At 40.5% G+C, this 23177-nt stretch carries 17 protein-coding genes; 13 read left to right on the top strand and 4 right to left on the bottom strand.

Features of this window, described 5'->3' with window-relative positions:
• Positions 1–335 precede the first annotated feature (335 nt).
• The 4 genes from DCO44_RS16850 to DCO44_RS10615 all read left to right on the top strand — a co-directional run bounded on the left by DCO44_RS16850 (position 336) and on the right by DCO44_RS10615 (position 9369).
• Positions 336–2615: a beta strand repeat-containing protein gene (locus DCO44_RS16850; protein ID WP_228157541.1), complete on the top strand. Its 2280-nt coding sequence runs from the start codon at positions 336–338 to the stop codon at positions 2613–2615.
• Complete coding sequence (locus DCO44_RS10625; RefSeq protein ID WP_228157540.1) at positions 2572–7098, top strand: YadA-like family protein; 4527 nt, start codon at positions 2572–2574, stop codon at positions 7096–7098. Before DCO44_RS16850 ends, DCO44_RS10625 begins: the two co-directional genes overlap by 44 nt.
• 63 nt (positions 7099–7161) lie before the next feature.
• Positions 7162–7959, top strand: coding sequence for a trimeric autotransporter adhesin/peptidogylcan-associated protein TpgA (gene tpgA / locus DCO44_RS10620; RefSeq protein ID WP_213066318.1), 798 nt, complete (start codon positions 7162–7164; stop codon positions 7957–7959).
• A gap of 60 nt (positions 7960–8019) precedes the next feature.
• Positions 8020–9369 carry a metal-dependent hydrolase family protein gene (locus DCO44_RS10615; protein ID WP_171304964.1) on the top strand — a complete coding sequence of 450 codons (1350 nt, stop codon included), beginning with the start codon at positions 8020–8022 and terminating at the stop codon, positions 9367–9369.
• 375 nt (positions 9370–9744) lie between these two features.
• Here the strand turns inward: DCO44_RS10615 and DCO44_RS10610 are convergent, their stop codons facing one another.
• From DCO44_RS10610 to DCO44_RS10600, 3 genes are all read right to left on the bottom strand, one after another.
• Entirely contained in the window at positions 9745–10089 is a 345-nt protein-coding gene (locus DCO44_RS10610) for a hypothetical protein (protein ID WP_116761726.1), read from the bottom strand.
• A 213-nt stretch (positions 10090–10302) separates the two neighbouring features.
• Positions 10303–10959: a hypothetical protein gene (locus DCO44_RS10605; RefSeq protein WP_116761724.1), complete on the bottom strand. Its 657-nt coding sequence runs from the start codon at positions 10957–10959 to the stop codon at positions 10303–10305.
• Between the two features lie 87 nt (positions 10960–11046).
• Positions 11047–11745, bottom strand: a complete 699-nt coding sequence (locus DCO44_RS10600; protein WP_116761722.1) for a putative quorum-sensing-regulated virulence factor — start codon at positions 11743–11745, stop codon at positions 11047–11049.
• Positions 11746–12047: 302 nt separating this feature from the next.
• On the opposite strand from DCO44_RS10600, the gene DCO44_RS10595 reads away from it, so the two are divergent.
• From DCO44_RS10595 to rapA, 8 genes are all read left to right on the top strand, one after another.
• The gene (locus tag DCO44_RS10595; protein ID WP_116761719.1) at positions 12048–12377 is read left to right on the top strand and encodes a hypothetical protein; all 330 of its coding nucleotides are present in this window, start codon (positions 12048–12050) and stop codon (positions 12375–12377) included.
• A gap of 156 nt (positions 12378–12533) precedes the next feature.
• A complete protein-coding gene (glyA, locus tag DCO44_RS10590; RefSeq protein WP_116761717.1) occupies positions 12534–13787 on the top strand; it encodes a serine hydroxymethyltransferase in 1254 nt (417 codons plus the stop codon).
• A 166-nt stretch (positions 13788–13953) separates the two neighbouring features.
• Complete coding sequence (gene rnk / locus DCO44_RS10585) at positions 13954–14358, top strand: nucleoside diphosphate kinase regulator (RefSeq protein WP_116761714.1); 405 nt, start codon at positions 13954–13956, stop codon at positions 14356–14358.
• 136 nt (positions 14359–14494) lie between these two features.
• Positions 14495–15115, top strand: coding sequence for a thiamine phosphate synthase (gene thiE, locus DCO44_RS10580; protein ID WP_044739404.1), 621 nt, complete (start codon positions 14495–14497; stop codon positions 15113–15115).
• Between the two features lie 41 nt (positions 15116–15156).
• Positions 15157–16467, top strand: a complete 1311-nt coding sequence (hemL, locus tag DCO44_RS10575; protein ID WP_116761712.1) for a glutamate-1-semialdehyde 2,1-aminomutase — start codon at positions 15157–15159, stop codon at positions 16465–16467.
• Positions 16468–16521: 54 nt separating this feature from the next.
• Positions 16522–16941: a GlcG/HbpS family heme-binding protein gene (locus tag DCO44_RS10570; RefSeq protein WP_116761710.1), complete on the top strand. Its 420-nt coding sequence runs from the start codon at positions 16522–16524 to the stop codon at positions 16939–16941.
• 620 nt (positions 16942–17561) lie between these two features.
• The gene (locus tag DCO44_RS10565; protein ID WP_116761709.1) at positions 17562–18203 is read left to right on the top strand and encodes an RluA family pseudouridine synthase; all 642 of its coding nucleotides are present in this window, start codon (positions 17562–17564) and stop codon (positions 18201–18203) included.
• Between the two features lie 144 nt (positions 18204–18347).
• Positions 18348–21185, top strand: coding sequence for an RNA polymerase-associated protein RapA (gene rapA / locus DCO44_RS10560; RefSeq protein WP_116761707.1), 2838 nt, complete (start codon positions 18348–18350; stop codon positions 21183–21185).
• A gap of 76 nt (positions 21186–21261) precedes the next feature.
• Here the strand turns inward: rapA and fabR are convergent, their stop codons facing one another.
• On the bottom strand, positions 21262–21957 hold the full coding sequence (gene fabR / locus DCO44_RS10555; RefSeq protein ID WP_116761705.1) for an HTH-type transcriptional repressor FabR: 696 nt from the start codon (positions 21955–21957) through the stop codon (positions 21262–21264).
• Between the two features lie 138 nt (positions 21958–22095).
• Between fabR and DCO44_RS10550 the strand changes: the two genes are divergently transcribed.
• Entirely contained in the window at positions 22096–23163 is a 1068-nt protein-coding gene (locus tag DCO44_RS10550; RefSeq protein ID WP_116761703.1) for a ferredoxin reductase, read from the top strand.
• Positions 23164–23177: the final 14 nt, after the last annotated feature.

Below are 23177 nucleotides of genomic sequence, written 5' to 3'. Positions count from 1 at the left end.
GTTTTTGTTTTTCTATTAAAAATATTGATTAAGTTATTGATATTTAATATTTTTTATTGATTTAGTGTTGTTGTGATTATTGTTTATTTGTTGTTAAAGTGTATCGTTTGGTAGACACTACAGAAAAATGTGAAGAAATTGTAAATTTTATTAACTCTAAAAAATTGCTTGTTCTAATAAATCAAAAACGTTTTATAAATATAGGTAAAAACATGAATAAAGTGTATAAGTTGGTGTGGAGTAGTATTTTGTGAACTTGGATTGTAGTTTCTGAAAATTCAAAGGGTAAGAAAAAATCTTCAACAAATAAAACTATTAAAAACTCTGTCTTAATCTTGTCACTGTTGAGTTCTGGTGTTGCATTAGCACAAGATATTAATGATGATTTGAACATTAATGGCAATTTATCGGTAGTTGGAGATACTATCCTGACAGGCACTTTAACTTCTACAGGAGACGTTGTTGCAAATGGAGTGTCATTATCAACAGTGGGTAGTGAATTAACACAAACGCAGAACGATCTAACGACATTAGATGATCAAGTCAATAATAGCTCAACAGGTTTAGCAACCAAGGTATCTCAAACAGATTTTGATACCTTAAATAATCAAGTCAATGATGCAAGTACTGGATTAGCCACTAAGGCTGCTCAATCAGATTTACTTCAAACTCAAAACAATTTAAATACTCTGAATAATCAAGTGAATGATGCCTCAACAGGTTTGGCCACCAAAGCATCCACAGCAGATTTGAATGCGCTAAAAGATCAAACGTGGAGTTTGCAAACGAATGGTGGTGGTGCAACCGCTATCAAATCATCTGATACCGTGAATTTTGTGAATGGAAAGAATATTGCTGTGACTAATACAGGCACCAGTATTTCAATTGCAACGGTCGATAACCCTGAATTTAATACGGTAAAAATTGGGAATACAACCAATAATACCACTGTGTCTAGTACAGCAAATGGTTTGGATCTTGGTGGAGATAAGCTGACTAATATTGCAGATGGGGATATCGCAGCGGGTTCAAGTGATGCTGTTACAGGTGGGCAAATTAATGATTTACTGTTTCAGAGTGGGCAGGGTATAAAATATTTTCATAGTAATTCCACCTTAGCTGATTCAGAGGCGACAGGGCTGAATTCTGTTGCCATTGGTCCTATTGCAAAATCAATTGGTGACTCCTCGATTGCAGTTGGGCATTTCTCCAATGCAGCAGGATTGAACAGTATTGCAGTCGGTGATACAGCAAATGCACTTAATGACAATTCTATTGCTTTTGGTAAAGAAACGGGTGCTTTAGGCACCAATTCAACCTCTATTGGTAATGGTGGTCAGGCACGTACACTGACACCAACTTATAATGTTTCAAATACTCAAATTATTGCAATTAATGGCATTCCTGTCACGGCAACAGGTACGGATACCAGTACAATCTCTGAAATTAATGGAGTGGCTGTTTCTCCAGACCAAGTAACACAATTTTTAACCGCTTTACAAAATGGCGCCAATATGGCTGTGGGTGATAAAAGCCTTGCATTAGGTGCATCAGCATTGGCAGGGGGGCCATCTAGTGTAGCGATTGGTGATGCAGTTCAGGCAACAGGGACCAATGCAAATGCAATCGGTAAAGGAGCGAATGCCTTTGGATCGAATTCGAATGCGATCGGAACTTTAGCTTCAGCTTCTACAAATGCCAATGCAATAGGGAATTCGGCTTCTGCGGGTGGAAGTTCCAGTGTTGCAATTGGTAATCAAACGACATCTTCTGGTACCAATGCAATTGCTTTAGGGAATGGTGCAAAATCAAGTGTATCAGACGGTGTTTCCATTGGTAGTTCGGCAGGATCAGGCTCAGTTGGCTCAGGAACTGAAGATAGAAATGGGCATATCGCGATAGGTGCAAACGCAGGGCAAAATATTGGTGGTAATCAAGCGATTTCAATAGGTGTTGGGGCTGGTAGTAATTCTAGTGTGAATACAACCAGTTCGGATTACAACATTGCTTTAGGGACAGAAGCAGGAGCAAATTTATCTGGTAATCAAAATATTTCAATTGGTTATCAAAGTAATACGGATAGAAATGCAACTATACAGAATTCAGTAGCGATTGGCTCCTCAACAACCTCAGATAGTTTGGGTGTTGCTGTGGGGTCTCGTGCCACTGTAGCGCAAGCTGGTGCTGCTTTAGGGTATGACGCTATTGTAAACGGAACCTTTGGTGTTGCTTTAGGGTCTGATGCATTGGCCGGACAAAATGACGTCGCATTAGGTGCTGGAAGTATTGCGGATGTGAATTCATTTGGTAATGGTTATATCACTAATGCTTCTGCAGGTGTGGGGGGATATAACGTTGTATCGGTCGGGAGTAGTAATACACTCCGTCGCATTATTAATGTTGCAGATGGCTCAGATCTACAAGATGCTGTGACCGTCAATCAAATTAAAGCATTGCAGAATGATATTATTCGAGTGATGGGTGCAACAGATTCAAGTGGTAACCCTGCCAGTATTAGTAGTGATGGAACACTTCCACTCATACAAGTGAATGTTATAGATCCATCTACAGGTGATACAAGTAAACTACCAACCACCAATTCAAGATGCGTTTGATTTACTCGGTAGTGGACAAATTGGAGGTATCGTACCCGATGCCGTGTTGTATAACTCAGATAAATCTGTGGTGAATTTGGTCGGTACAGATGGAACCATTATTCGCAATGTGAAAGCAGATGAAAATGATTTAACTTCTGCGGTGAATTTAGGGCAGTTGCAAAATGCAGTCGCAGAGGCTGGACCGCATTATTTTTCTGTCAATACAACTGATTTAAATAACGAAAACAATACTGGTGCTCAAGGCACTAATTCTTTAGCCATTGGGCCAAGTGCGAGTACATCTTCGACTGCATCCAATAGTATTGCATTGGGTAATTCAGTGATTGCGGCCAGAGAGCAAGCGATTGCTATCGGTTCAGGAACTGGAGCAATCGGAATTTCATCGATTGCGATTGGTGATGCTGCCGTAGCATCCGGTACAAATAATATTGCCTTTGGTAAAAATAGTGAAAGCCGAGGTGAAGATAGTGTTGTGATTGGGAAAGGTTCCGAAGCAGATGGTAACAATTCCGATTATGCCGTTGTGATCGGGAGTGATGCGGAGGTGAATACCGCGAACCAAGGTATTGCGATTGGTCGTCAAGCACTTTCGCAAGGAGACAATGCGACTGCAATTGGATATCAGTCCAAAGCTAGTGGTGCGCAGGGTGTAGCGTTGGGACGATTTGCTAATGCAAGTGCAGAAGATAGCATGGCCTATGGGGATAATGCTAAAGCTTCGGGCATTAGTTCAACCTCTATAGGATCGGATGCAAATAGTACGGCACAAGATGGTTTAGCAATCGGTTCACAATCAAAGAGTTTTGCTGCCAAAGCGATGGCAATTGGTCAAAATGCTGAAAGTTCTGGTGAAAATGCAATTGCTTTCGGGGTAAACAGCATTAGTCGTGCTCGAGACGCAACCGCGATAGGTAACAATGCGATTTCTAATGGCGTTAATGCAATTGCATTAGGTAAACAGTCCAATGCAAATGCACTGAATTCTGTCGCTATAGGTACAAGTGCAACAGCACTTCAGGAAGATGCAGTTGCTATAGGAAACAGTGCTTCTGTGACTGCAAAGGGCGCATCTGTATTTGGTAAATCTGCAACGGCTTCGCATGAAAATGCAGTCGTTTTAGGCAACAATTCAGTCTCTGCTGCCTATGTGGCGACACCATCCATGATTATTAATGGCAAAACCTATAATTTTGCGGGTGCTCCGACCATCTCATCAAGTGTGAGTGTGGGAGATGTAGGCTCTGAACGCACCATTGTCAATGTTGCGGCAGGACGGATTAGTAGTTCAAGTACAGATGCCATTAATGGCAGTCAGCTCTATCAAACCAATCAAGCCATTACGGATTTGGCTGACACTGCACTGAGTTTTGCAGGTGATAGTGGTACCAAGGTAGACCGCAAATTAGGAGAGCAACTCAATGTTAAAGGGGGCGCTACAGGAGTGCTTACCGACGGCAATATTGGTGTTGTAGCAGATGGTACAGATACTTTACAACTTAAATTGGCGAAGGATGTAAACCTTACAGCGCAAGGGAGTTTAACTGTCGGGACAACTAAAGTGACCGATGGTCAGGTTGAAATTAGAGACAGTGCAAATAACAGTAATATAAGCACATCGACCCAAAACGTGATGACCTCTGGAGCAGACAGTAACACCAGTAATGCCAGTAGTATTAATTTAAAAAATGCGACCAATAATGTACTGCTTAGTGGCACAACAGGTACTTTAACTGGATTAACCAATAAGACGCTAACGGAAGCAGATTTTGCAACGGTTGGACGAGCAGCGACAGAAGAACAACTTAAATTAGTGAATGACACTGCTCAGAATGCCAACAAAGGCTGGAATTTAACGACCAATAAAGATGTAAGCAGTAGTACCAATATTGCACCTGATGCGACTGTAGATTTCTCAAATAGTGACAATAACCTTTTGATTAGTAATATCGGGGCTGACCTTGATTTGAAACTGGCGGAAGTCGTGAATATTGGTGGTCTGCCAGGTGGTGCAACCATTGCAATTAATGGCAAAAATGGCACGATTACAGGCTTGAGCAATACCACCTTTGATCCACTTAATTATGTGTCTGGGCGGGCTGCAACAGAAGATCAATTGGCAACGCCGCTTACATTTGTGGGTGACAATGCAGGTGTAAATGTCGATCGGAGATTGGGTCAACGCTTAAGTATTGTGGGTGGAGAGTCGGTTGAAGCTAATCTGACGGATAACAATATTGGAGTAGTAGCAGACAGTACCGATAATAAACTGACCATTAAACTTGCCAAAGATATTAAGCTCGATAGTGTTAATGCTGGGGGTACGGTTATTGACAGCAAAGGCTTAACCTTCGTGAACTCAAGTGGTGGTGCAGTCCCGAATGCACCAAGTGTGACAGTGACAGGTATAAATGCAGGAACCAATAAAATTACCAATGTTGCTGCGGGTGATATTACAGATAGTTCAATGGATGCTGTAAACGGCAGTCAAATTAAACAGATTATCGATAAAGGTTTTACAGTCAGTGCGAATGCAGACACTGGTGCCAAAGATACCATTGCTCTTGGTGAAAATGTTGATTTTAGTGCAACAGATAGCAATATTAAAATTACCAACACAGGCAGTAATGGCATTACTTTTGGGCTAGAGCCAGTCGTGAAAATTGGACCTGCAACAGGTGGAAATCCTGTGACTGTGAATGGTAATACTGGTGAGATTACTGGTCTAACCAATAAAACCACAACCAGTGGTGACTTTGCGACTGTAGGTCGTGCAGCCACAGAAGAACAGCTTAAAGAAATCCAAACAGGTTTAAACAATGCGGGCTTTGCTTTAACCGCGGAAGATGGTAATACCGTCACCAAGACGTTGGGGGAAAGCATTGAGGTGATTGGTGCAGATAGTAATATCAGTACCAAAGTTTCAGGTGGAAAAGTCCAAGTCGAATTATCTAAAAATATTGATCTAACCAGTGCAGGTAGTTTAACGGTTGGAAAAAGTAAGGTCACTGATGGCAAGGTTGAGCTAAAAGATGGCAATAAAACCAATACCAGTACCACAGATGGAACATTAGTCAGCGATGGAACCAATAGTAGTTTGATTGGTGCAGGCAGTATTAATCTCAGCAATGGTTTGTTCCAAACTCAACTAGGGCCTACGCAGATTATTGTAGGTGGAGCAAACCCTGTCATTGTAAATGGCTCAACAGGAACCATTGGTGGATTAACCAATAAAACTTTCGATCCAGATAATTATGTCAGTGGGCAGGCTGCTACAGAAGACCAACTTAAAGCGGTCAGCGACAGTATACAAACAGCCAATAAAGGGTGGAACTTAACAACCAATGGAGCAAATAGCAGTCAAGTAAAGTCTGAGGATACTGTAGATTTTGGCAATAAAGACGGAAATATTAATATAAGTAATAGCGGAAATAACGTCAGTGTTGAACTCGCTAAAGATATTAAAGTTGATAGTGTAACTACAGGCGATACTGTTATTAATAATGATGGACTTACAATTACTGGTGGGCCAAGCGTTACTAAAAATGGCATTGATGCAGCTGGAAATAAGGTAACGAATGTTGCAGAGGGTAGTATTGCACAGAACAGTAAAGACGCCGTGAATGGTAGTCAAATCCATGACATTATTGGTGATGGAGCATTCCAAGGTGGAGATGGTAATACCATTGTTAATATTGGAGGAACAGGTGAAACCAATATTAATGATGCCATTAGCTCAATTAATCAAAAGGCTGGGCAGCATTCTACAGTTGTTTCGGGTCAAAATATTACAGTGACTGAGACTAAGAACAGTGCAGGTGGTAAAGAGTTTGTTGTAGCCACAGCGGACGATGTGAAATTTAATTCAGTTACTTCTAATACTGTCACTGCAAATACCGTCAAAGTTGGAGACGTCACGATTGACCAAAATGGTATTAATGCAGGCAACAAAAAAATTACCAATGTGGCGGCTGGAGAGGTTTCAAGCACGTCTAAAGATGCTGTGAACGGCTCACAACTGAATACTTCAAATCAATATATTACGACCTCATTAGGTGGGGGCGCAAAATATGAAAACGGACAATTCACAGCCCCTACTTATAATGTAAACAAGGGGACATACCATAATGTAGGTGATGCTTTAGGCGCACTCAATCAAGCCGATATTGATTTGGGCGACAGAATTACCAATTTAGGAGATCGAATCGAGCAGGTATTCTATAATACCAATGGGCGAATTGATGATGTAGAGAAAAAGGCAAATGCAGGTATTGCAGCAGCTATGGCAATGGAAGGTGCACCATTTGTAGCAGGAAAATTCACTTATGCTGCTGGGGCTGCATACCATGGTGGGGAAAATGCGGTTGGTGTCACCTTGCGTAAGACAGCCGATAATGGGCGTTGGTCATTTACTGGAGGCATGGCTGCGGCATCACAGGGGGATCCAAGTGTACGTATTGGATTTAGTGGTGTGATTGATTAGACCTCTCAGTGAGGCTCTCAAGTTTTGTTCATTTTAATTAGAATATGAATGAGAATAACTGCTATGAAAAAAACCTTTCTTTATAGTGTGATGCTATGTGTACCCTTATCGACTATGGCTGCGGAAACAGTTGTGTCAACGGGACAGCAAGTTAGTTTTCCGGATTTAAAAAAAAGTTATTTAAAACAAGTTAAACGTTATGATGTGAATGATATTGCACGACTTGATGTAGGTTTGGATAAAAATCAATTTCGGCATATTTTAGGTGATCCACAATTTAATGAAGGTATATTCGGTCCTAAAACATGGAACTATGTTTTAGATATTCGAGTACCGAATACACAACAATATAAACGATGTCAGTTAAGAGTCGACTTTGATCGAAAATCGTTGTCAGAACGTTTAAGTTGGAAAGGCGAAGATTGTGAAAAACTCGTTAAGTATCCCGAGCAGATTACGAAGCCTCAACCCGAATTACCAGTGACTCAAACTGTAGACACAACAGAGAGTGCAATTGATATTCTTTTTGAATTTGATCGCTCAGATGCAGCAGGAATAGTGACTGGTGAGCGTTCCATAAGCACACTTGCAAATCGGATTAATCAAACCAGTCAGACCAGTCAAGTTGTTGTGTCTGGCTATACAGATAGATTAGGCTCAGATGATTATAATCAAAAGCTCTCTCGGGCACGTGCCAATACTGTAGCCCAGTTATTGGTTCAATATGGTGTTGCTCCACAACGGATTAAAATCAAAGCGAACAATAAAACTGATTTGTACCAGCAGTGTGATGGTAGTCAGCGTAATGAAAATCTAATTAGTTGCTTGGGTCCTAATCGACGTGTGAATGTAGATTGGTAAGACATGCTTTATAAAAACATATTATTTAATCATCAATTATAACTTATGAGAGGTTTGATTATGGAAACAAAAAAAAGAATGTGTGCCATTGTCGTTAGTTTCTTGGGATTTACTTCAACTGCATTTGCGGAGTCTCCTATGTCGGATGATATACAAGAAGTTCTATTTCAAAATGTTCAAATTTTTGATGGAAAGTCACAGAAAGTAACTTCTCCAATGAATGTCTTGATTCGAGGCAATAAAATTCAACAGATCTCTAAGAGCAATATACCTTCGAATGCTCATACACAAATTATTAATGGCTCTCAAAAGGTATTAATGCCGGGTTTGATTGATGCACATTGGCATGCCATGATGGCTGCAATGCCAGTCTCTAAGCTTCTGACATCTGAAGTTGCAGATTTCAATTTCAACGCAGCACAAGAAGCACGAAATACTTTAATGCGAGGGTTCACTAGTGTACGAGATATGAGTGGTCCGACTTTTTCTTTGAAACGAGCAATTGATGCGAAGATTGTAGAAGGACCGCGCATTTGGCCATCTGGCGCCATGATTTCGCAAACGGGTGGACATGGTGATTTTAGAATGACTTATGATATTCCATCCTCAGGAGGAGGGGGATTAAGTCGTGGAGAACAAATTGGTGGTGGGGTCATTGCAGATGGACCGAATGAGGTGACAAAAAGAGTTAGAGAGCAATTAATGTTGGGAGCCAGTCAAATTAAATTGGCGGCTGGAGGCGGTGTATCTTCACAATATGACCCAATCGATGTTGCTCAGTATAGTGAAGAAGAATTTCAGGCAGCCGTTAATGCAGCAGAAAATTGGGGAACCTATGTTTCAGTTCATGCATATACCCCACGTGCGATACAAGCCGCTTTACGTGGCGGCGTAAAAGTTATTGAGCATGCTCAGTTAATGGATGAACCGACTGCAAAAATGATGGCTGAAAAGAAAGCTTGGCTCAGTGGGCAGGCATTTATTGATAATGAATTTGCGAATCCACAACAAGGTGAAGCTAGAGAGAAGCAAATAGAGGTACAAACAGGGACAGATACAGCATTTAAATTGGCAAAAAAATATAAGCTGAAAGTAGCATGGGGAACTGACATTTTATTTGACTCTAAAGCAACTAAAAATCAAGGAGCCATTCTTACAACTATGACTAAATGGTATAGTTCCCCAGAAGTATTACGCATGGCAACATCAACAAATGCAGAACTGCTAAGCTTATCTGGGCAACGAAGTCCTTATGCTGGAAAACTTGGAGTCATCGAGGAAGGTGCTTTAGCTGACTTATTACTAGTAAATGGAAATCCATTAGACAATATTCAGTTGATTGCTAACCCAGAAAGTAATTTTCTCGTGATTATGAAAGATGGTGTTATTTATAAAAATTTAATTAAATGAAAATCTAATGAATTGCCTTAGAGTAAACCAACGTGTAAATGTGGATTTTAAAGCTCATCTATTGGATCATTTGATTAATAATTATTCAATGTATTTTTTGCATATAAGTTGTTTTGAAATGTCACAGTGACTTGCCAAATATATGGCATAGACTTATAGTGAAACTACAGTAGCTAGCAACACAAAGAGCTACGAAGTAGTTGGACGGATCATTGACAGCTAATTGAATTTGCAACGTTAAGTTCAAATAAAAAATCAGCACTAGCCATCCAACATAAAAGAACTCGCAGAAATGCGAGTTCTTGCTGTTTTAAGGTTCTATATTTTACGACAGCATTTATTGCCTTACTTATAACAAGTATAAATCTTTAATTTTTATTGCAACTCGACGTACACATCATATTTTTTCAATTCTAAAATCAGACCATTCATCATTTTATCTGCATCGATATTGAATTGTTCAGCATTCAACTTTTTCAAATGTGTTCCATCAAAATAACATATCGAGATGATTTCCCAGTGCTGGATGACTTCAGTTTGCTGAATCTCTAAACTTTGCAGTTGCCACTGTTTGTCCATTTGCGGTGGAATTACACTGCGAATAATCAATTGTGAAGTACATTCCAGAGGCGAATCAGGTGGAAAGGTAATGACCCAATTGCCGACTTTTTTAAGATGTGCAGGATGATCATCTGGATGAAAAACTAAAATGTGCGGCATTATTTCAGAACCTAAATAGCTCTATTTCATTGAAAATTAGGTTTAAAACTATATGACTTAGGTAGAAAAAGGACATACAAATAATCCTAACATTAGGCATATTAACTGATTTTTTAGTTTCAATTAATTGATTTATCAGATAATTTCTCAATTCTTTTATGCATAGATAAAACATTATTTAGAATGGCTTAAAACAAAATAAGTCTTAAATTTTCACGCTGGATTAAGCCGTTGTAGTGAAAAATTAATTTGATGCAAAATTCGATTCAGTTCTTTGGGCGGAATGCGAGTTTCCTGTAACTGGGTAATCCATTGCATCTGGCATAATTTGAGCGCACGAATATCCTCTGATCCTTGAATGCGTAGAATTAGTTGTTTTGCCATGAGTCCGCAGTATTTTTGCAGCAGTTGCGCCATTAAATACTTAACATCATCAAAATCCAGAGCGACTAAATCTTCAAATTTAGGTTCAACTTCTATAGGTGGGTTAGGTTGAACAATTTGTTCTTCACTGAGTCGTACAGCTTGTGGTCTAGGTTCAGTAATTTCTAATTGAATAGGCTGTTGTGGTTCTTTCGTTAGACGATGGGTAAAAGCATTTTGCTGCGCTGTATGAAGCGATGTAGTTTGAATTTGATCGCTTGTTTCAGCCTCAGCCAAAGACCGAATACTTGATGCCATAATTAGCCCCATTTCACTTAACTGTTCAATCAGTTCTGGCGGGGCAAGGCGCTGTTTGAAGATTTCGTTCATGGAGTCAAAATCTTCAGTTCCGATAAGAACCAGCAAGCGACGCTGTCTTGCATTTAATGGCAAGCTACGTTGTTTTAGTGCGTCATGTCCTAATTGTGTTTTAGAATAGTGAATCATGTCTTAATTTATTCCATGAGATAAATTAAGCAGACTATACTGCGTGAAAATTACACTATTGTTAAAATTTAATTACAAATCATAGATTTATACTGTGACCAAATTCACGTTTTCTAATGCCTTACGTAAGTAGGGATCAAGCTCATCTTGACGGAGTAGCCACTGGATATAGTCCGCAGGCAGATCTACAATATTGGTACCACGATGTTTGCCAAAGTTAATGCTTCGTGGAATTCTCGCATCTTCAGAAGCGGCATAAAGTTCTTCAATACTGTTAATATTTAGTTGATGAACAATGTGCATTAAAATGTTGGCCGTCAGAATAATGTCCATGTCTGCACGATGTGCTTTTTTAATCATTTCTCGGGCTTTTTCACTGCCTTTACTGATCATATAAATTAACGCTGAGATATTATGCGCTTCAGCATCGGGCCAAACGCGACGCGCTAGCGCTAATGTGCAAATTGCTTTTATTGAACTGGTATCGACACCGCATTTTTCAATGGCGTGAATATCATAATCAACATTATGACCAATAATATATTGTGTATCGGTTGGGAGGATAAAGCTACTGTAGTGAGGTTGATCGATTAGGTCAGATTCTAAAATATGATGTACTGCCATAGCTGCAAAAGAGATTGGTTCATCCACGCTATAGAGTTGGTCAAATAATTTGGACTTATCTAGAGTCAGTTTGCCATTTTCGACTTCAATAGGTGCATATGCAATTTCGATGGGTTGACCATTTAAGGTATGAGTTTCTGTATCCAAAATAATGGCATGCATATAAAAATCCTAAAGTGCAGCAGAATGCCTCAATTTAACATTTTCGGGACTTATGAAACAAATTTAATGTGTCGATGGGCTTTGATTGCGGAGGGTTAATGCTGAAAGCTGTTTAAGATTTATGTTGTCCAAATTGAAATAAAATTGAACAAGATGATAAAAAAGAGTAAAAATAAAACGTTGCTGAGAATGAAGCAAAAAAACAATAAAAACTGAATAAGGACATAAACGATGCAGAGAAGAATGTTGATCGCCGTTTTGACCAGTACGGCATCTCTTTAGGTCAGGAATTTGGTTTAGGTATGCAAGCTTATGCACAAACGCATGCTGGTGATATTACCAACTACCCACGAACACAAAGTGGTTTTATGACCTTATCTCCAGTGAAAAAGTTCTTAAATACAGATTCACAGCCTCTTCAGGTTAAAATAAGTACGCCTATTATTATTTATCAAGGTGCTATGGATACTACAGTTCCAAAAGTTGCTACAGACACATTGCTGAGTGGAGATGCGGCTAAAAACTCGCAAATCACCTATAAAACCAACACGACTTGGGATCATGGTACGGCTTATGTGCTAAATATTCCGAATATTTTGATAGATGTACAAACATTAATGCCAATTCAATAAGTTGAGTTGAACAAAAGAAGCTTATGTTTTTTATCAACATGAGCTTTTTTTATGTAAAACTGAGCAAACATCATTCTCAATATTTGCAAACTTCGTGCTACAATACGCGCCAATCTTAGCACGGCTTAAAAGCCCTAAATACATAGGACCTCGCTAATGTTTGCCAATATCTCTATTGCTGAATTTGATCCAGAATTAGCTCAAGCAATTTCTAACGAAGACGCTCGTCAGGAAGCTCACATTGAGTTAATCGCATCAGAAAACTATTGCTCACCAGCAGTAATGGAAGCTCAAGGATCAAAACTCACTAACAAATATGCAGAAGGCTACCCAGGCAAACGCTATTATGGCGGTTGTGAATATGTAGACGTAATTGAACAATTAGCAATTGACCGTGCTAAAGAGCTTTTTGGTGCAGATTACGCAAACGTGCAACCACACGCAGGTTCACAAGCAAACTCTGCTGTTTACTTAGCGCTTCTTAACCCAGGCGATACTGTTTTAGGTATGAGCTTGGCTCACGGTGGTCACTTGACTCACGGTGCTAAAGTTAGCTTCTCTGGTAAAACATATAATGCAATTCAGTACGGTCTAAACCCAGAAACTGGCGAGATCGATTATGAAGAAGTTGAGCGTTTAGCAGTTGAACACAAGCCACGTATGATCGTTGCTGGTTTCTCTGCATATAGCCAAATCGTCGATTGGCAACGTTTCCGTGACATCGCGGATAAAGTGGGTGCTTACCTATTTGTAGACATGGCACACGTTGCTGGTCTAGTTGCTGCGGGTGTTTACCCAAGCCCAGTGCAAATTGCTGACGTAACGACTACTACGACTCACAAAACACTTCGTGGTCCACGTTCTGGTTTAATCCTAGCAAAAGCGAATGAAGAAATTGAGAAAAAACTTCAATCAGCAGTATTCCCAGGAAACCAAGGTGGTCCATTAGTTCACGCGATTGCGGCTAAAGCAATTTGCTTTAAAGAAGCGATGGCGCCTGAATACAAAGAATATCAACAACAAGTAGTTAAAAATGCTCAAGCGATGGCTGAAGTATTAATTGCTCGTGGTTATGATGTTGTTTCTGGTGGTACAGAAAACCACTTGTTCTTGTTATCTTTAATCAAACAAGACATTACTGGTAAAGATGCGGATGCTTGGTTGGGTGCTGCTCACATTACTGTGAACAAAAACTCAGTACCAAATGACCCACGTTCTCCGTTTGTTACTTCTGGTATTCGTATTGGTACACCAGCAGTAACGACTCGTGGCTTTGGTGAAGCAGAAGTTCGCGAATTGGCGGGCTGGATTGCTGACATTCTTGATTCGAAAGGCAGTGAAACAGTTATCGAAATCGTAAAAGCAAAAGTTGCAGCGGTATGTGCTAAATTCCCTGTATATGCAAAATAATTAGCATTTTGCTTGAGAAGCCTCCCTCAAGGGGGGCTTTTTTATATCTATACAAAATGCTTATCATCACCATTCTTCATTTTCTGTTATAAATAAATCAGCAAGTGAAAATAAAGAACAAACAAATCATTACTTCAACATGATTTTTTTAAAGAAGGACGGTTTTATGGATAAACCTACCATTATTGTTTCTGAACAAGACCTGAATCGTTTAGAAACCATGTTAGAACACCAATCAAAATTAACGCCGACTATGGAACATTTAGAAGAGGAGTTGGCGCGTGCAAATGTTGTAGCTCCGCAAGATGTTCCTGCCAATGTCGTGACCATGAATGCACGTGTTTTGGTGACCATTACACCAGACACAACGCCTACAGAAATTACCTTGGTTTATCCGCATGATTTTCGTGGAGATAAAGGACAGGTAAATGTGCTTGCTCCTGTAGGTGCAGCAATTCTGGGACTCGCTGAGGGGCAGGAAATTGAATGGCCACAACCTGATGGACATTTAATGAAGGTTAGAATCGAACGTGTATTGTATCAACCTGAACGAGAAGGTAATTATTTATAAGTACCCCAATGAAGGCATTAAAATTGGGCAAATCTCATCTGCCGAAAAGCCATCATAATGCTATGATGGCTTTTTTATGAAATCTTAGAATTTATCTCTAGATTGATTCTTTAAACCGTTGTGGAAAGGCGTTTTTATGCGTGGTTTATACCTCATTACCAATGATGATCCGTTAAATGTATTGCTAGAAAAATTACACGCAGCTTTGGCAACCGGACAGATTGCAATTCTTCAATATCGCCGTAAAAAAATAAGTCAGGCAGATCAGCCAGTAGAAGTTGAGCAAATTAAAGCAGTATGCGAGCAGTATGCTGTGCCATTTGTAATTAATGATGATTTGGCTCTTGCACAACAATACGGATTGGGTGTGCATTTAGGACAGGATGATGGTGAAATTGCTGATGCAGTTGCTCGTTTGCCAAAAGGGGTCATTATTGGGCGCACCTGTTTAAATTCTTTAGCCTTAGCAGAAAAGGCGATTTCGGAAGGTGCGACTTATGTGGCATTTGGTGCCGTCTATGCAACTGCAACCAAGCCAGAAGCAGGGAATGTGGGTATTGAAGTGATTGCTCAGGCGAGGCAGAAATTTGCAGTGCCTATTTGTGCAATTGGTGGTTTAAGCGTTGAAAATTCAGGGCTTGTGATCACCAAAGGTGCGGACCTTTGCGCGGTAATTAGTGATATATTAGCGTTGAACGTAGCTGACATCCCATCCCGTGTGCATGCATGGGCACAGTTATTTGCTAAAACTGCATAATGTTGTAAGTCGATTATTTTCTATTTAGGTTGAGTAAATTCATGAGTTTATCTCCAAAGCAAGAACAACTATTTAAACAAGCCAGTAAACATATTCCAGGTGGTGTGAATTCGCCTGTACGTGCATTTAATAGTGTGGGCGGTACACCCATCTTTATTGAAAAAGCGCAAGGGGCTTATTTGTTTGATGTGGATGGTAAGCGCTATGTGGATTATGTTGGTTCTTGGGGGCCAATGATTCTTGGTCATGCTCATCCAGCCATTATTAAAGCGGTTCAAGAGGCTGCGGTGGATGGTTTGAGTTTTGGTGCACCAACAGTACATGAAACCACTTTGGCCGATGTGATTTGTGAAATTATGCCGTCGATTGAAATGGTGCGTATGACCAATTCAGGCACTGAAGCAACCATGACGGCGATTCGTTTGGCACGTGGTTATACAGGACGCGACAAAATTGTGAAGTTTGAAGGCTGTTACCACGGTCATTCAGATTCATTATTGGTTAAAGCGGGCTCAGGCTTATTGACGACAGGTGAAGGGGAAGCAACTTCTGCGGGCGTACCTGCCGATTTTGCCAAACATACTTTAACTTTGCCGTATAACGACATTGCAACCTTAAAAGAGTGTTTTGCTAAATTTGGTGCTGAAATTGCAGGTGTGATTGTAGAGCCTGTAGCGGGCAACATGAACTTGGTAAAACCTGTCGAAGGTTTCTTGCAAGCCATTCGTGAAGTGTGTGATGAACATGGTTCGGTGTTCATTATTGATGAAGTAATGACGGGTTTCCGTGTTGGACTCGGTGGGGCACAGGCACATTATGGCGTAACTCCAGATTTAACCACTTTAGGTAAAATTATTGGTGCAGGTTTACCAGTAGGTGCTTTTGGCGGTAAACGTGAAGTCATGCAATGCATTGCACCTTTAGGCAAGGTTTACCAAGCGGGTACATTGTCGGGTAATCCACTCGCGATGCGTGCGGGCATTGAAATGTTCAAACATTTACGCCAACCTGGTTTCTATGAAAACTTAACAGCTCAATTAGAAAAGCTTTTGGCAGGGTTACAGCAAGAAGCTGATGCTGCTGGTATTCCTTTCAAAACTCAACAAGCGGGCGCAATGTTTGGTCTTTACTTTACCGATCAAGAAGACATCACCAGTTTCGATTCGATGCTGAAATGTGATGTTGCTGCATTCCGTAAATTCTTCCATGGGATGTTAGACCGTGGTGTGAACTTGGCGCCATCGGCATTTGAAGCAGGCTTCATTTCAAGTGCACATAGTGATGAAGATATTGCATTTACCATTCAAGCTGCAAAAGAAACCTTTGCTGAAATAAAGCATAAGACGCAGTGATTGTTCAAAAGAGCCTGTGACCATGTTGCAGGCTTTTTTATGTAAGGAAAATTGATGAAAACCAAATATTGTTTAGAGTTGGCTGATGCTGAATTGATCTTAAATGCAGCCTATGCGTATGCTTTACAACATGACTTTGCGGTGAGTATCGCGGTCGTTGATGAAACAGGCTGTTTGTTGAGTATGAAGCGTATGGATGGAGCATCTCCAATGACTGCGCGATTGTGTCATGAAAAGGCACAATGTTCGGCGATCAGTAAACGTCCGACCAAATTGTTTGAAGATTTAATTCGTAATGGACAAGACGGATTTTTAACGGTAGAGAGCCTCACAGGCATGCTTGAAGGTGGAGAACCCATTTTATATCAAGGGGAACTTATTGGGGCGATAGGAATTTCAGGTGTTAAATCATTTCAGGATGCAGAAATTGCTCAATATGCCATTCAAAAATTTCTGGCACAGGTTCAGGGTTAAGCTTTCTAACCAATACCCAAAATGATTCGACTTAAATATTCTTAAGCGTAATCAATGCTGAGTTTTATCTAAGAGTTAACTGATCATAGGTTTGCTCTAGCTAAGAACTCTCGATTAGGTCATTAAGTCAACAGTCAATTGGGGTTAAAGATTCAGCATTCAATTCACAATGCTCAAGCACTCAATACTCCTATTAGTGATTTAGAGTGAACATACTGGGTTGAAACTATTGGAGATGAAACCTTTAGAACCGACTGATTGAATGAGTGCGTAAATTTGCATTGAGAGTGATACTATCGATGCAGTGTTTGGTGGGGAATCATTTGCATGAGATTTGGTGCAGGCTTTAAAAGCCTATGCTGTTGATTTTATGATAGTGATGCGTTTAGGTAAATTATGTCGCGCCAATCATGTCCATATTCATCATCAAGCTGTGAAGAAAAGTATAACTGTCAAAAAAATGATTCAGTGCAGGACTCATAATTCTGAATGTGAGTGAAATCGAACTTTTTTGGATAAAATCGTAAAAAACGCTGACTTTTGTCGATTTTTGCATTGTAATTTATAAGGGAGCTTCTTATTATTGCCCGCTTGTTTGCACAGTCAGCTTGGAATATCTCTTGAGTCAATTTCTGAATGAACATCTGATCCACCGTGACGAGGATTTTATGGTAATCCATAAACCCGCGGGGATTCTTACAGTGCCAGGAAAAACGGCTGACTTACAAGACTGTGTGATTAATCGGTTGCTCCAAGAAGAGCCGAGAACCTTGCTGATTCATCGTTTAGATCGAGATACCTCGGGTATTTTGGTCTTTGCTCTTTCTAAATTCGGACAAAACCGAATTTCACGTCAGTTTCAAGAACGCCAAACGTCAAAAATTTATCAAGCTGTGGTGGCTGGACACTTGCAAGGTGAGGGCACTGTAGATGTACCTGTGGTGTATGATCCATCACGTCCTCCGTTGCATATTGCTGACCCAAGTCACAACAAGCCAGCCCTAACCCATTGGAAGGCGACCGAACATTTTGAAATGCAAGGTCAGCCTGTGACTCGTGTAGAACTAACACCGATTACAGGGCGTTCGCATCAGCTCCGTGTACACATGCAATATTTGGGACATCCTATTGTAGGTGATACGTTGTATGCCACGCCAGAGCAACTGTTATTGGATCGCTTGTGTCTACATGCAGAGCGTTTAAGTTTTCTACATCCTAAAACAGAGCAGTTAGTTGAATTCTACTGCCCGGTACCGTTTTAAGGCGAAAAAAATACGCTTCAGATTCGAATAAGCCCACTTTTTTAGTGAGCTTTATGTCAAAATATATTGCTTAAAGCCATGAAACTTTGTTCAAATAATATTCTCTTTTGAGCAATTATTTCTTGGTCTACATTTGAGATAAAGGTGGAAAAATTGCAGCAGTTTGCTATTGGTCAACGTTGGTTATCTGACACAGAAACAGAGCTTGGCTTAGGGGTATTAATTGACGTTGATGAACGATCGATTAGCATCTTATTCCCAAAAAGCGACGAAACGCGAGTATATGCCCGAAACAATGCCCCTTTATCTCGTATCGTATTTAATACGAATGATGAAGTGCATGATCAGGAAGGAACGCAATGGCTGGTCGAGTCATTGGAGCATCATCATGGTGTGGTACGTTACGCTGTCGTGCGTAGCTTAGAAGATGGTACGCAAGAACGTAAAACCCTGAATGAAACCCGTATTGGCGCTCAAATTCAATTATCTAAGCCTTTAGATCGTTTACTGGCAAGCCAAATTGACTATAAAGAATGGTATGACCTGCGTATTGAAGCATTGCTCATGCAAGCCAATATGCAAAGTAGCCCATTACGTGGCTTGGTCGGTGCGCGCGTCGGTTTAATTCCGCATCAACTTTATATTGCACATGAAGTGGGTAAGCGTTTTGCACCGCGTGTTTTACTGGCAGATGAAGTAGGTCTGGGGAAAACCATTGAAGCGGGTTTAATTATCCATCAACAACTAAAAACAGGCCGTTCTGAACGTATTCTGATTTTAGTTCCTGATTCTTTACAGTATCAGTGGATGATTGAAATGCGTCGTCGTTTTAATCTAGCCTTCTCTATTTTTGATTTGACCCGTACCGCGTCTATTAAAGAACATGACCCTGAACTCAATCCATTCTTGACTGAGCAATGCATTATTGCCAGCGTTGACTTGATGATTGACCATGACGACTTGCGCGAACAGGCGTTGGAAGCTGGTTTTGATTTGTTGGTTGTGGATGAAGCCCATCACTTAATGTGGAATGAGGAAGACGGTGGCAATGATCGTTATGATCTGGTCGAAGAGTTGGCTGAGCAAACACCGGGCGTATTATTGTTAACGGCAACACCAGAGCAACTGGGTGTTGAAAGCCACTTTGCGCGTTTACGTTTGCTTGATCCGCAACGTTTTAGTTCATTAGAGCGCTTCTTGGATGAAGAGGAAAAGTATCAACATACTGCAAAAATTGCAGAAGTGCTGATGTCTGATTTACCGCTAGAAGACAGTCATTTAACGGCAATTGAACAGTTATTGGGGCACCGTATTACTGATGAACCAGAACAACGTTTCCGTGCGATTCATGAATTGTTGGACCGTCATGGTACAGGGCGTATTTTATTCCGTAATACCCGTGAAGCGATTCAAGGTTTCCCAGGACGTGATTGTCAGCCTGCACCATTACCTGCACCAGAAAACTGGTCGAAAGATGGCAAATTGCGTGAGCAAATGTGGCCTGAAGAAGCACAGCTTGATGGTTCGTGGATGGAATTCGACCCACGTGTGGGTTGGCTCATGGAAATGCTACGTACCCAGTTAAAACACAAAAAAGTGTTGTTGATTGCGCGTAGCGGTCCTGTGGTAGAAGCTTTGGAAAATGCGTTGCGTTTACATGCAGGCATTCGTACCGCCATGTTCCACGAAGGCATGAGTTTGCTTGAGCGTGACCAAGCTGCGGCATATTTTGCTGAAGATTCTTATGGTGCGCAGATTTTACTCTGTTCTGAAATTGGTTCAGAAGGCCGTAACTTCCAGTTTGCTTCGGACTTGGTTTTATTTGACTTGCCTGCCAACCCAGACGTGTTGGAACAGCGTATTGGTCGTTTAGACCGTATTGGTCAAGAAAACCGTATTCAGATTCATGTGCCGTATCTAGAAGGTACTGCACAAGAGCGTATGTTCCGTTGGTATAACGAAGCGCTGAATATTTTTAGTAATATTTCACCTACGGCACAAACGCTACAAGAAAACTTTATTGTTCATTTAAAAGACTGTTTGCTTACCGATATGGGCCAACAGTTTGAAGATTTGCTTGAAGAAGTCAGCGTACAACGTGAAGCATTAGAAACGGAATTACAAGCAGGGCGTGACCGCCTACTTGAATACAATTCATGCCGTCCGATTGTGGCGCAAGAAATTGTACAAGCGCTTGAAGATTATGATGACAACACCACTTTGCCAATGTTTATGAAGCGTTTTATGGCTTCAACCAACATTGATTTTGATGAGCAAAGCAATGGTACAGTCATTATTAAACCGACAGATCAAATGCAAGTTCAGGGCTTAACCTTGGACGAAGACGGCATGACTGCGACGTTCTATCGCGATCAAGCTCAAGTCCGTGAAGATGCACAATATTTGACTTTAGAGCATCCATTCACTGAAAGTGTTATGGAAATGATCAATACGCAGGCCTTTGGTAGTACCAATGTTGCGATTTTAAAGTCGAATGCATTAAAACAAGGTTCAATTCTGTTAGAAGTTTGGTTTAAGGTCGATGTAATTGCACCGAAAGCATTGAACTTACCTTCAAGCTTGCCACAGCAATTGATTCGCGTATTACTCAGTGAAACTGGGCAAGATCTATCGATGAAGATTGAACCAAGCATTCTTAAGCCGTATTTACATCATTTAGACAGTAATAGTTGCCGTCAGGTGGTGAAAGCGCGTCGTGATGTGATTGAAGAACGTTATCAACAAGCTTTGAATATTGCCAAAACTGCTTTGCCAGAAATGAAGCAGCAAGCCAAAGAAATTTATGGTGGAAAATGGCAATATGAAATTGACCGTTTAAGCTACTTGAAGCAATTTAATCCAAGTATCCGTGAAGACGAAATTACATGCTTGCAAAAATTGCAAAAAGAAGGCATTGCTTTATTGGAGGGTTTATCTGTAACTCCAGATGCCATTCAAGTATTGGTTGTGGTTAAACCTTAAGGTTTAACTTTCGATTTAGCCAATAAAAAAGCACCTGAGGGTGCTTTTTTATTGGGAATTTTAACTGCTGATGTATTTAATGAATTTGTGATTCATCCAAATGACGCGCACCTTCCAAAATCATACGAATCATAATCATGGTTTGCTCTGCCATTGCTTTACGTTCTTCATTCGGTAAATCAATGACTTTGGCTCCCATGTTAAACACCAGTTGGGTAATGGCTTTGGCTGCTAAGTCAGGGTGTGCCATTTTGCTGTGATTGAGACGTTCTAGACGAATCAGGTCATCTTTCAGTTCTTGCTGGAAATAATTGAGCTGTCGATCTACTGCAAGTTTATACGAGGCAGAGCCTGTATAACCTTCACGTAATAGCAGGCTTAAATTGCCTTCATCGGTATTCAACTGCTCAATAAACACTTCAACTGAGCTACGAATAATGCTGCTTTGCTTGATCGCTTGTAAACGTGCTTCATGCAGAATCTGACGTAATACGTTCCCTGAACGGTCTATCAGTTCAATGGCAAGCTCATCTATATCTTTGAAATGTCGATAAAAACTATTAGGTGCAATACCTGCTTCACGCGCAACTTCACGTAGACTTAAAGAGGCAATACTTTTCTGTGGTCCAATCAGTTTGAGTGCTGCTTGGAATAATTCATCTTTCGTAATGGTAGCTTTACGACCGACAGAACGTACCACAACGGGTTCATGTGCCGTACTAAGGTCATGAGTCGTAGTATCGTGTTTTGTTTTGATCGAAGGCTGGTTCATATTTTTCAATAGATTAAATGCTTTTTTGCATTATAGCCTTTACTGCTTGTGATGGGAAATGAATAAAAAAATACGAATATATATACAAATATATATACATGTGTATAATAATTAAAAGTCAATTGCGTGGTCTTGAAGATGTTCATGCTAAAAAAATCAAATTCTCCCCTTAATTTTTTAGTCGACAGTGTTGTTGATCAGCACTCGTTGAATTTCTGGTTACAAAAACTCAATCCCCTTTGGTCGGTTGACCAAGCCCTCGGCAAGATTGTTCAAAAGGACAATACTGCTGAAGAGATGGTCAGTTTGACGATAGCAGTCAACCGTCATTTCAAAATGGGTCAAGCGGGTCAGCATCATCCTGTGATGGTGGATGTGAAAGGTGCACGTTATGAGCGGACGTATAGTTTGACTCAAATTGATGCCCAGCATGTCTTGCTTACGGTTAAAAAAGTGGAGCAAGGCAAAGTCAGTAACTGGTTGATCAACCAAGCTCAAGTCGGTGATGTACTTGAATTTGGCCAACCTTATGGCGATATGTTGTTGCCTGCACAAAATCAACCCTTGATTTTGTTGGCCGCAGGTAGTGGTATTACCCCAATGTACAGCTTATTGACTGCTTTAACGCAGTCAGAGCAACTACGTGATCGTAAAGTTCATGTGATGTATTGGGTAAAACATTATGCAGATTTCGCATTCAAATCGTATTTTGAACAATGGGCGAAGCAATATCCGCAATTTTCTTATCACGTGTTTTATACCCAAGAAGAAAATGCAGATGCTCGCTTAAATGCAGCTCAGGTAGATGCATTGACAGATATTGATCAGTCAATCGTCTATGCCTGTGGTCCTTCAGGTTTTGTACAGCAAGCGGAGCAGCTTTTTGCTCAAGCACAACTGTTCCAAAGCGAAGCCTTTAGCATGACGCCTGTAGAAAATGATGATACGGGTTTTGTGAATGTGACTTTAAGCAAATCCAACAAAGTGGTTGCAATTCCACGCGGACAATCCATTTTGGTGGGATTGGAACACGCCAATGTCAAACCAACCTATGGTTGCCGTATGGGTGTTTGTCATAAATGTGTATGTAATAAAGTACAAGGCTCAACCCAAGACATGCTGAATGGTCAACAGAATAGCGAGCCAAGTAATCCATTAAAACTGTGTGTAAGTTCTGCCAAAACAGATCTTGTGATTGATTTATAAGAGAGTTCAATATC

The sequence above is a fragment of the Acinetobacter sp. AM genome (assembly GCF_003105055.1).
Lineage (GTDB): Bacteria > Pseudomonadota > Gammaproteobacteria > Pseudomonadales > Moraxellaceae > Acinetobacter > Acinetobacter tibetensis.
This window is presented reverse-complemented; position numbering and strand designations above follow the sequence as displayed.

Excerpts from the sequence above, each read along its gene's own strand:
- tpgA (WP_213066318.1), top strand. The coding sequence starts at position 7,162 with ATGAAAAAAACCTTTCTTTATAGTGTGATGCTATGTGTACCCTTATCG.
- DCO44_RS10615 (WP_171304964.1), top strand. The coding sequence starts at position 8,020 with ATGGAAACAAAAAAAAGAATGTGTGCCATTGTCGTTAGTTTCTTGGGA.
- DCO44_RS10610 (WP_116761726.1), bottom strand. The coding sequence starts at position 10,089 with ATGCCGCACATTTTAGTTTTTCATCCAGATGATCATCCTGCACATCTT.
- DCO44_RS10605 (WP_116761724.1), bottom strand. The coding sequence starts at position 10,959 with ATGATTCACTATTCTAAAACACAATTAGGACATGACGCACTAAAACAA.
- DCO44_RS10600 (WP_116761722.1), bottom strand. The coding sequence starts at position 11,745 with ATGCATGCCATTATTTTGGATACAGAAACTCATACCTTAAATGGTCAA.
- DCO44_RS10595 (WP_116761719.1), top strand. The coding sequence starts at position 12,048 with ATGCAAGCTTATGCACAAACGCATGCTGGTGATATTACCAACTACCCA.
- glyA (WP_116761717.1), top strand. The coding sequence starts at position 12,534 with ATGTTTGCCAATATCTCTATTGCTGAATTTGATCCAGAATTAGCTCAA.
- rnk (WP_116761714.1), top strand. The coding sequence starts at position 13,954 with ATGGATAAACCTACCATTATTGTTTCTGAACAAGACCTGAATCGTTTA.
- thiE (WP_044739404.1), top strand. The coding sequence starts at position 14,495 with ATGCGTGGTTTATACCTCATTACCAATGATGATCCGTTAAATGTATTG.
- hemL (WP_116761712.1), top strand. The coding sequence starts at position 15,157 with ATGAGTTTATCTCCAAAGCAAGAACAACTATTTAAACAAGCCAGTAAA.
- DCO44_RS10570 (WP_116761710.1), top strand. The coding sequence starts at position 16,522 with ATGAAAACCAAATATTGTTTAGAGTTGGCTGATGCTGAATTGATCTTA.
- fabR (WP_116761705.1), bottom strand. The coding sequence starts at position 21,957 with ATGAACCAGCCTTCGATCAAAACAAAACACGATACTACGACTCATGAC.
- DCO44_RS10550 (WP_116761703.1), top strand. The coding sequence starts at position 22,096 with ATGTTCATGCTAAAAAAATCAAATTCTCCCCTTAATTTTTTAGTCGAC.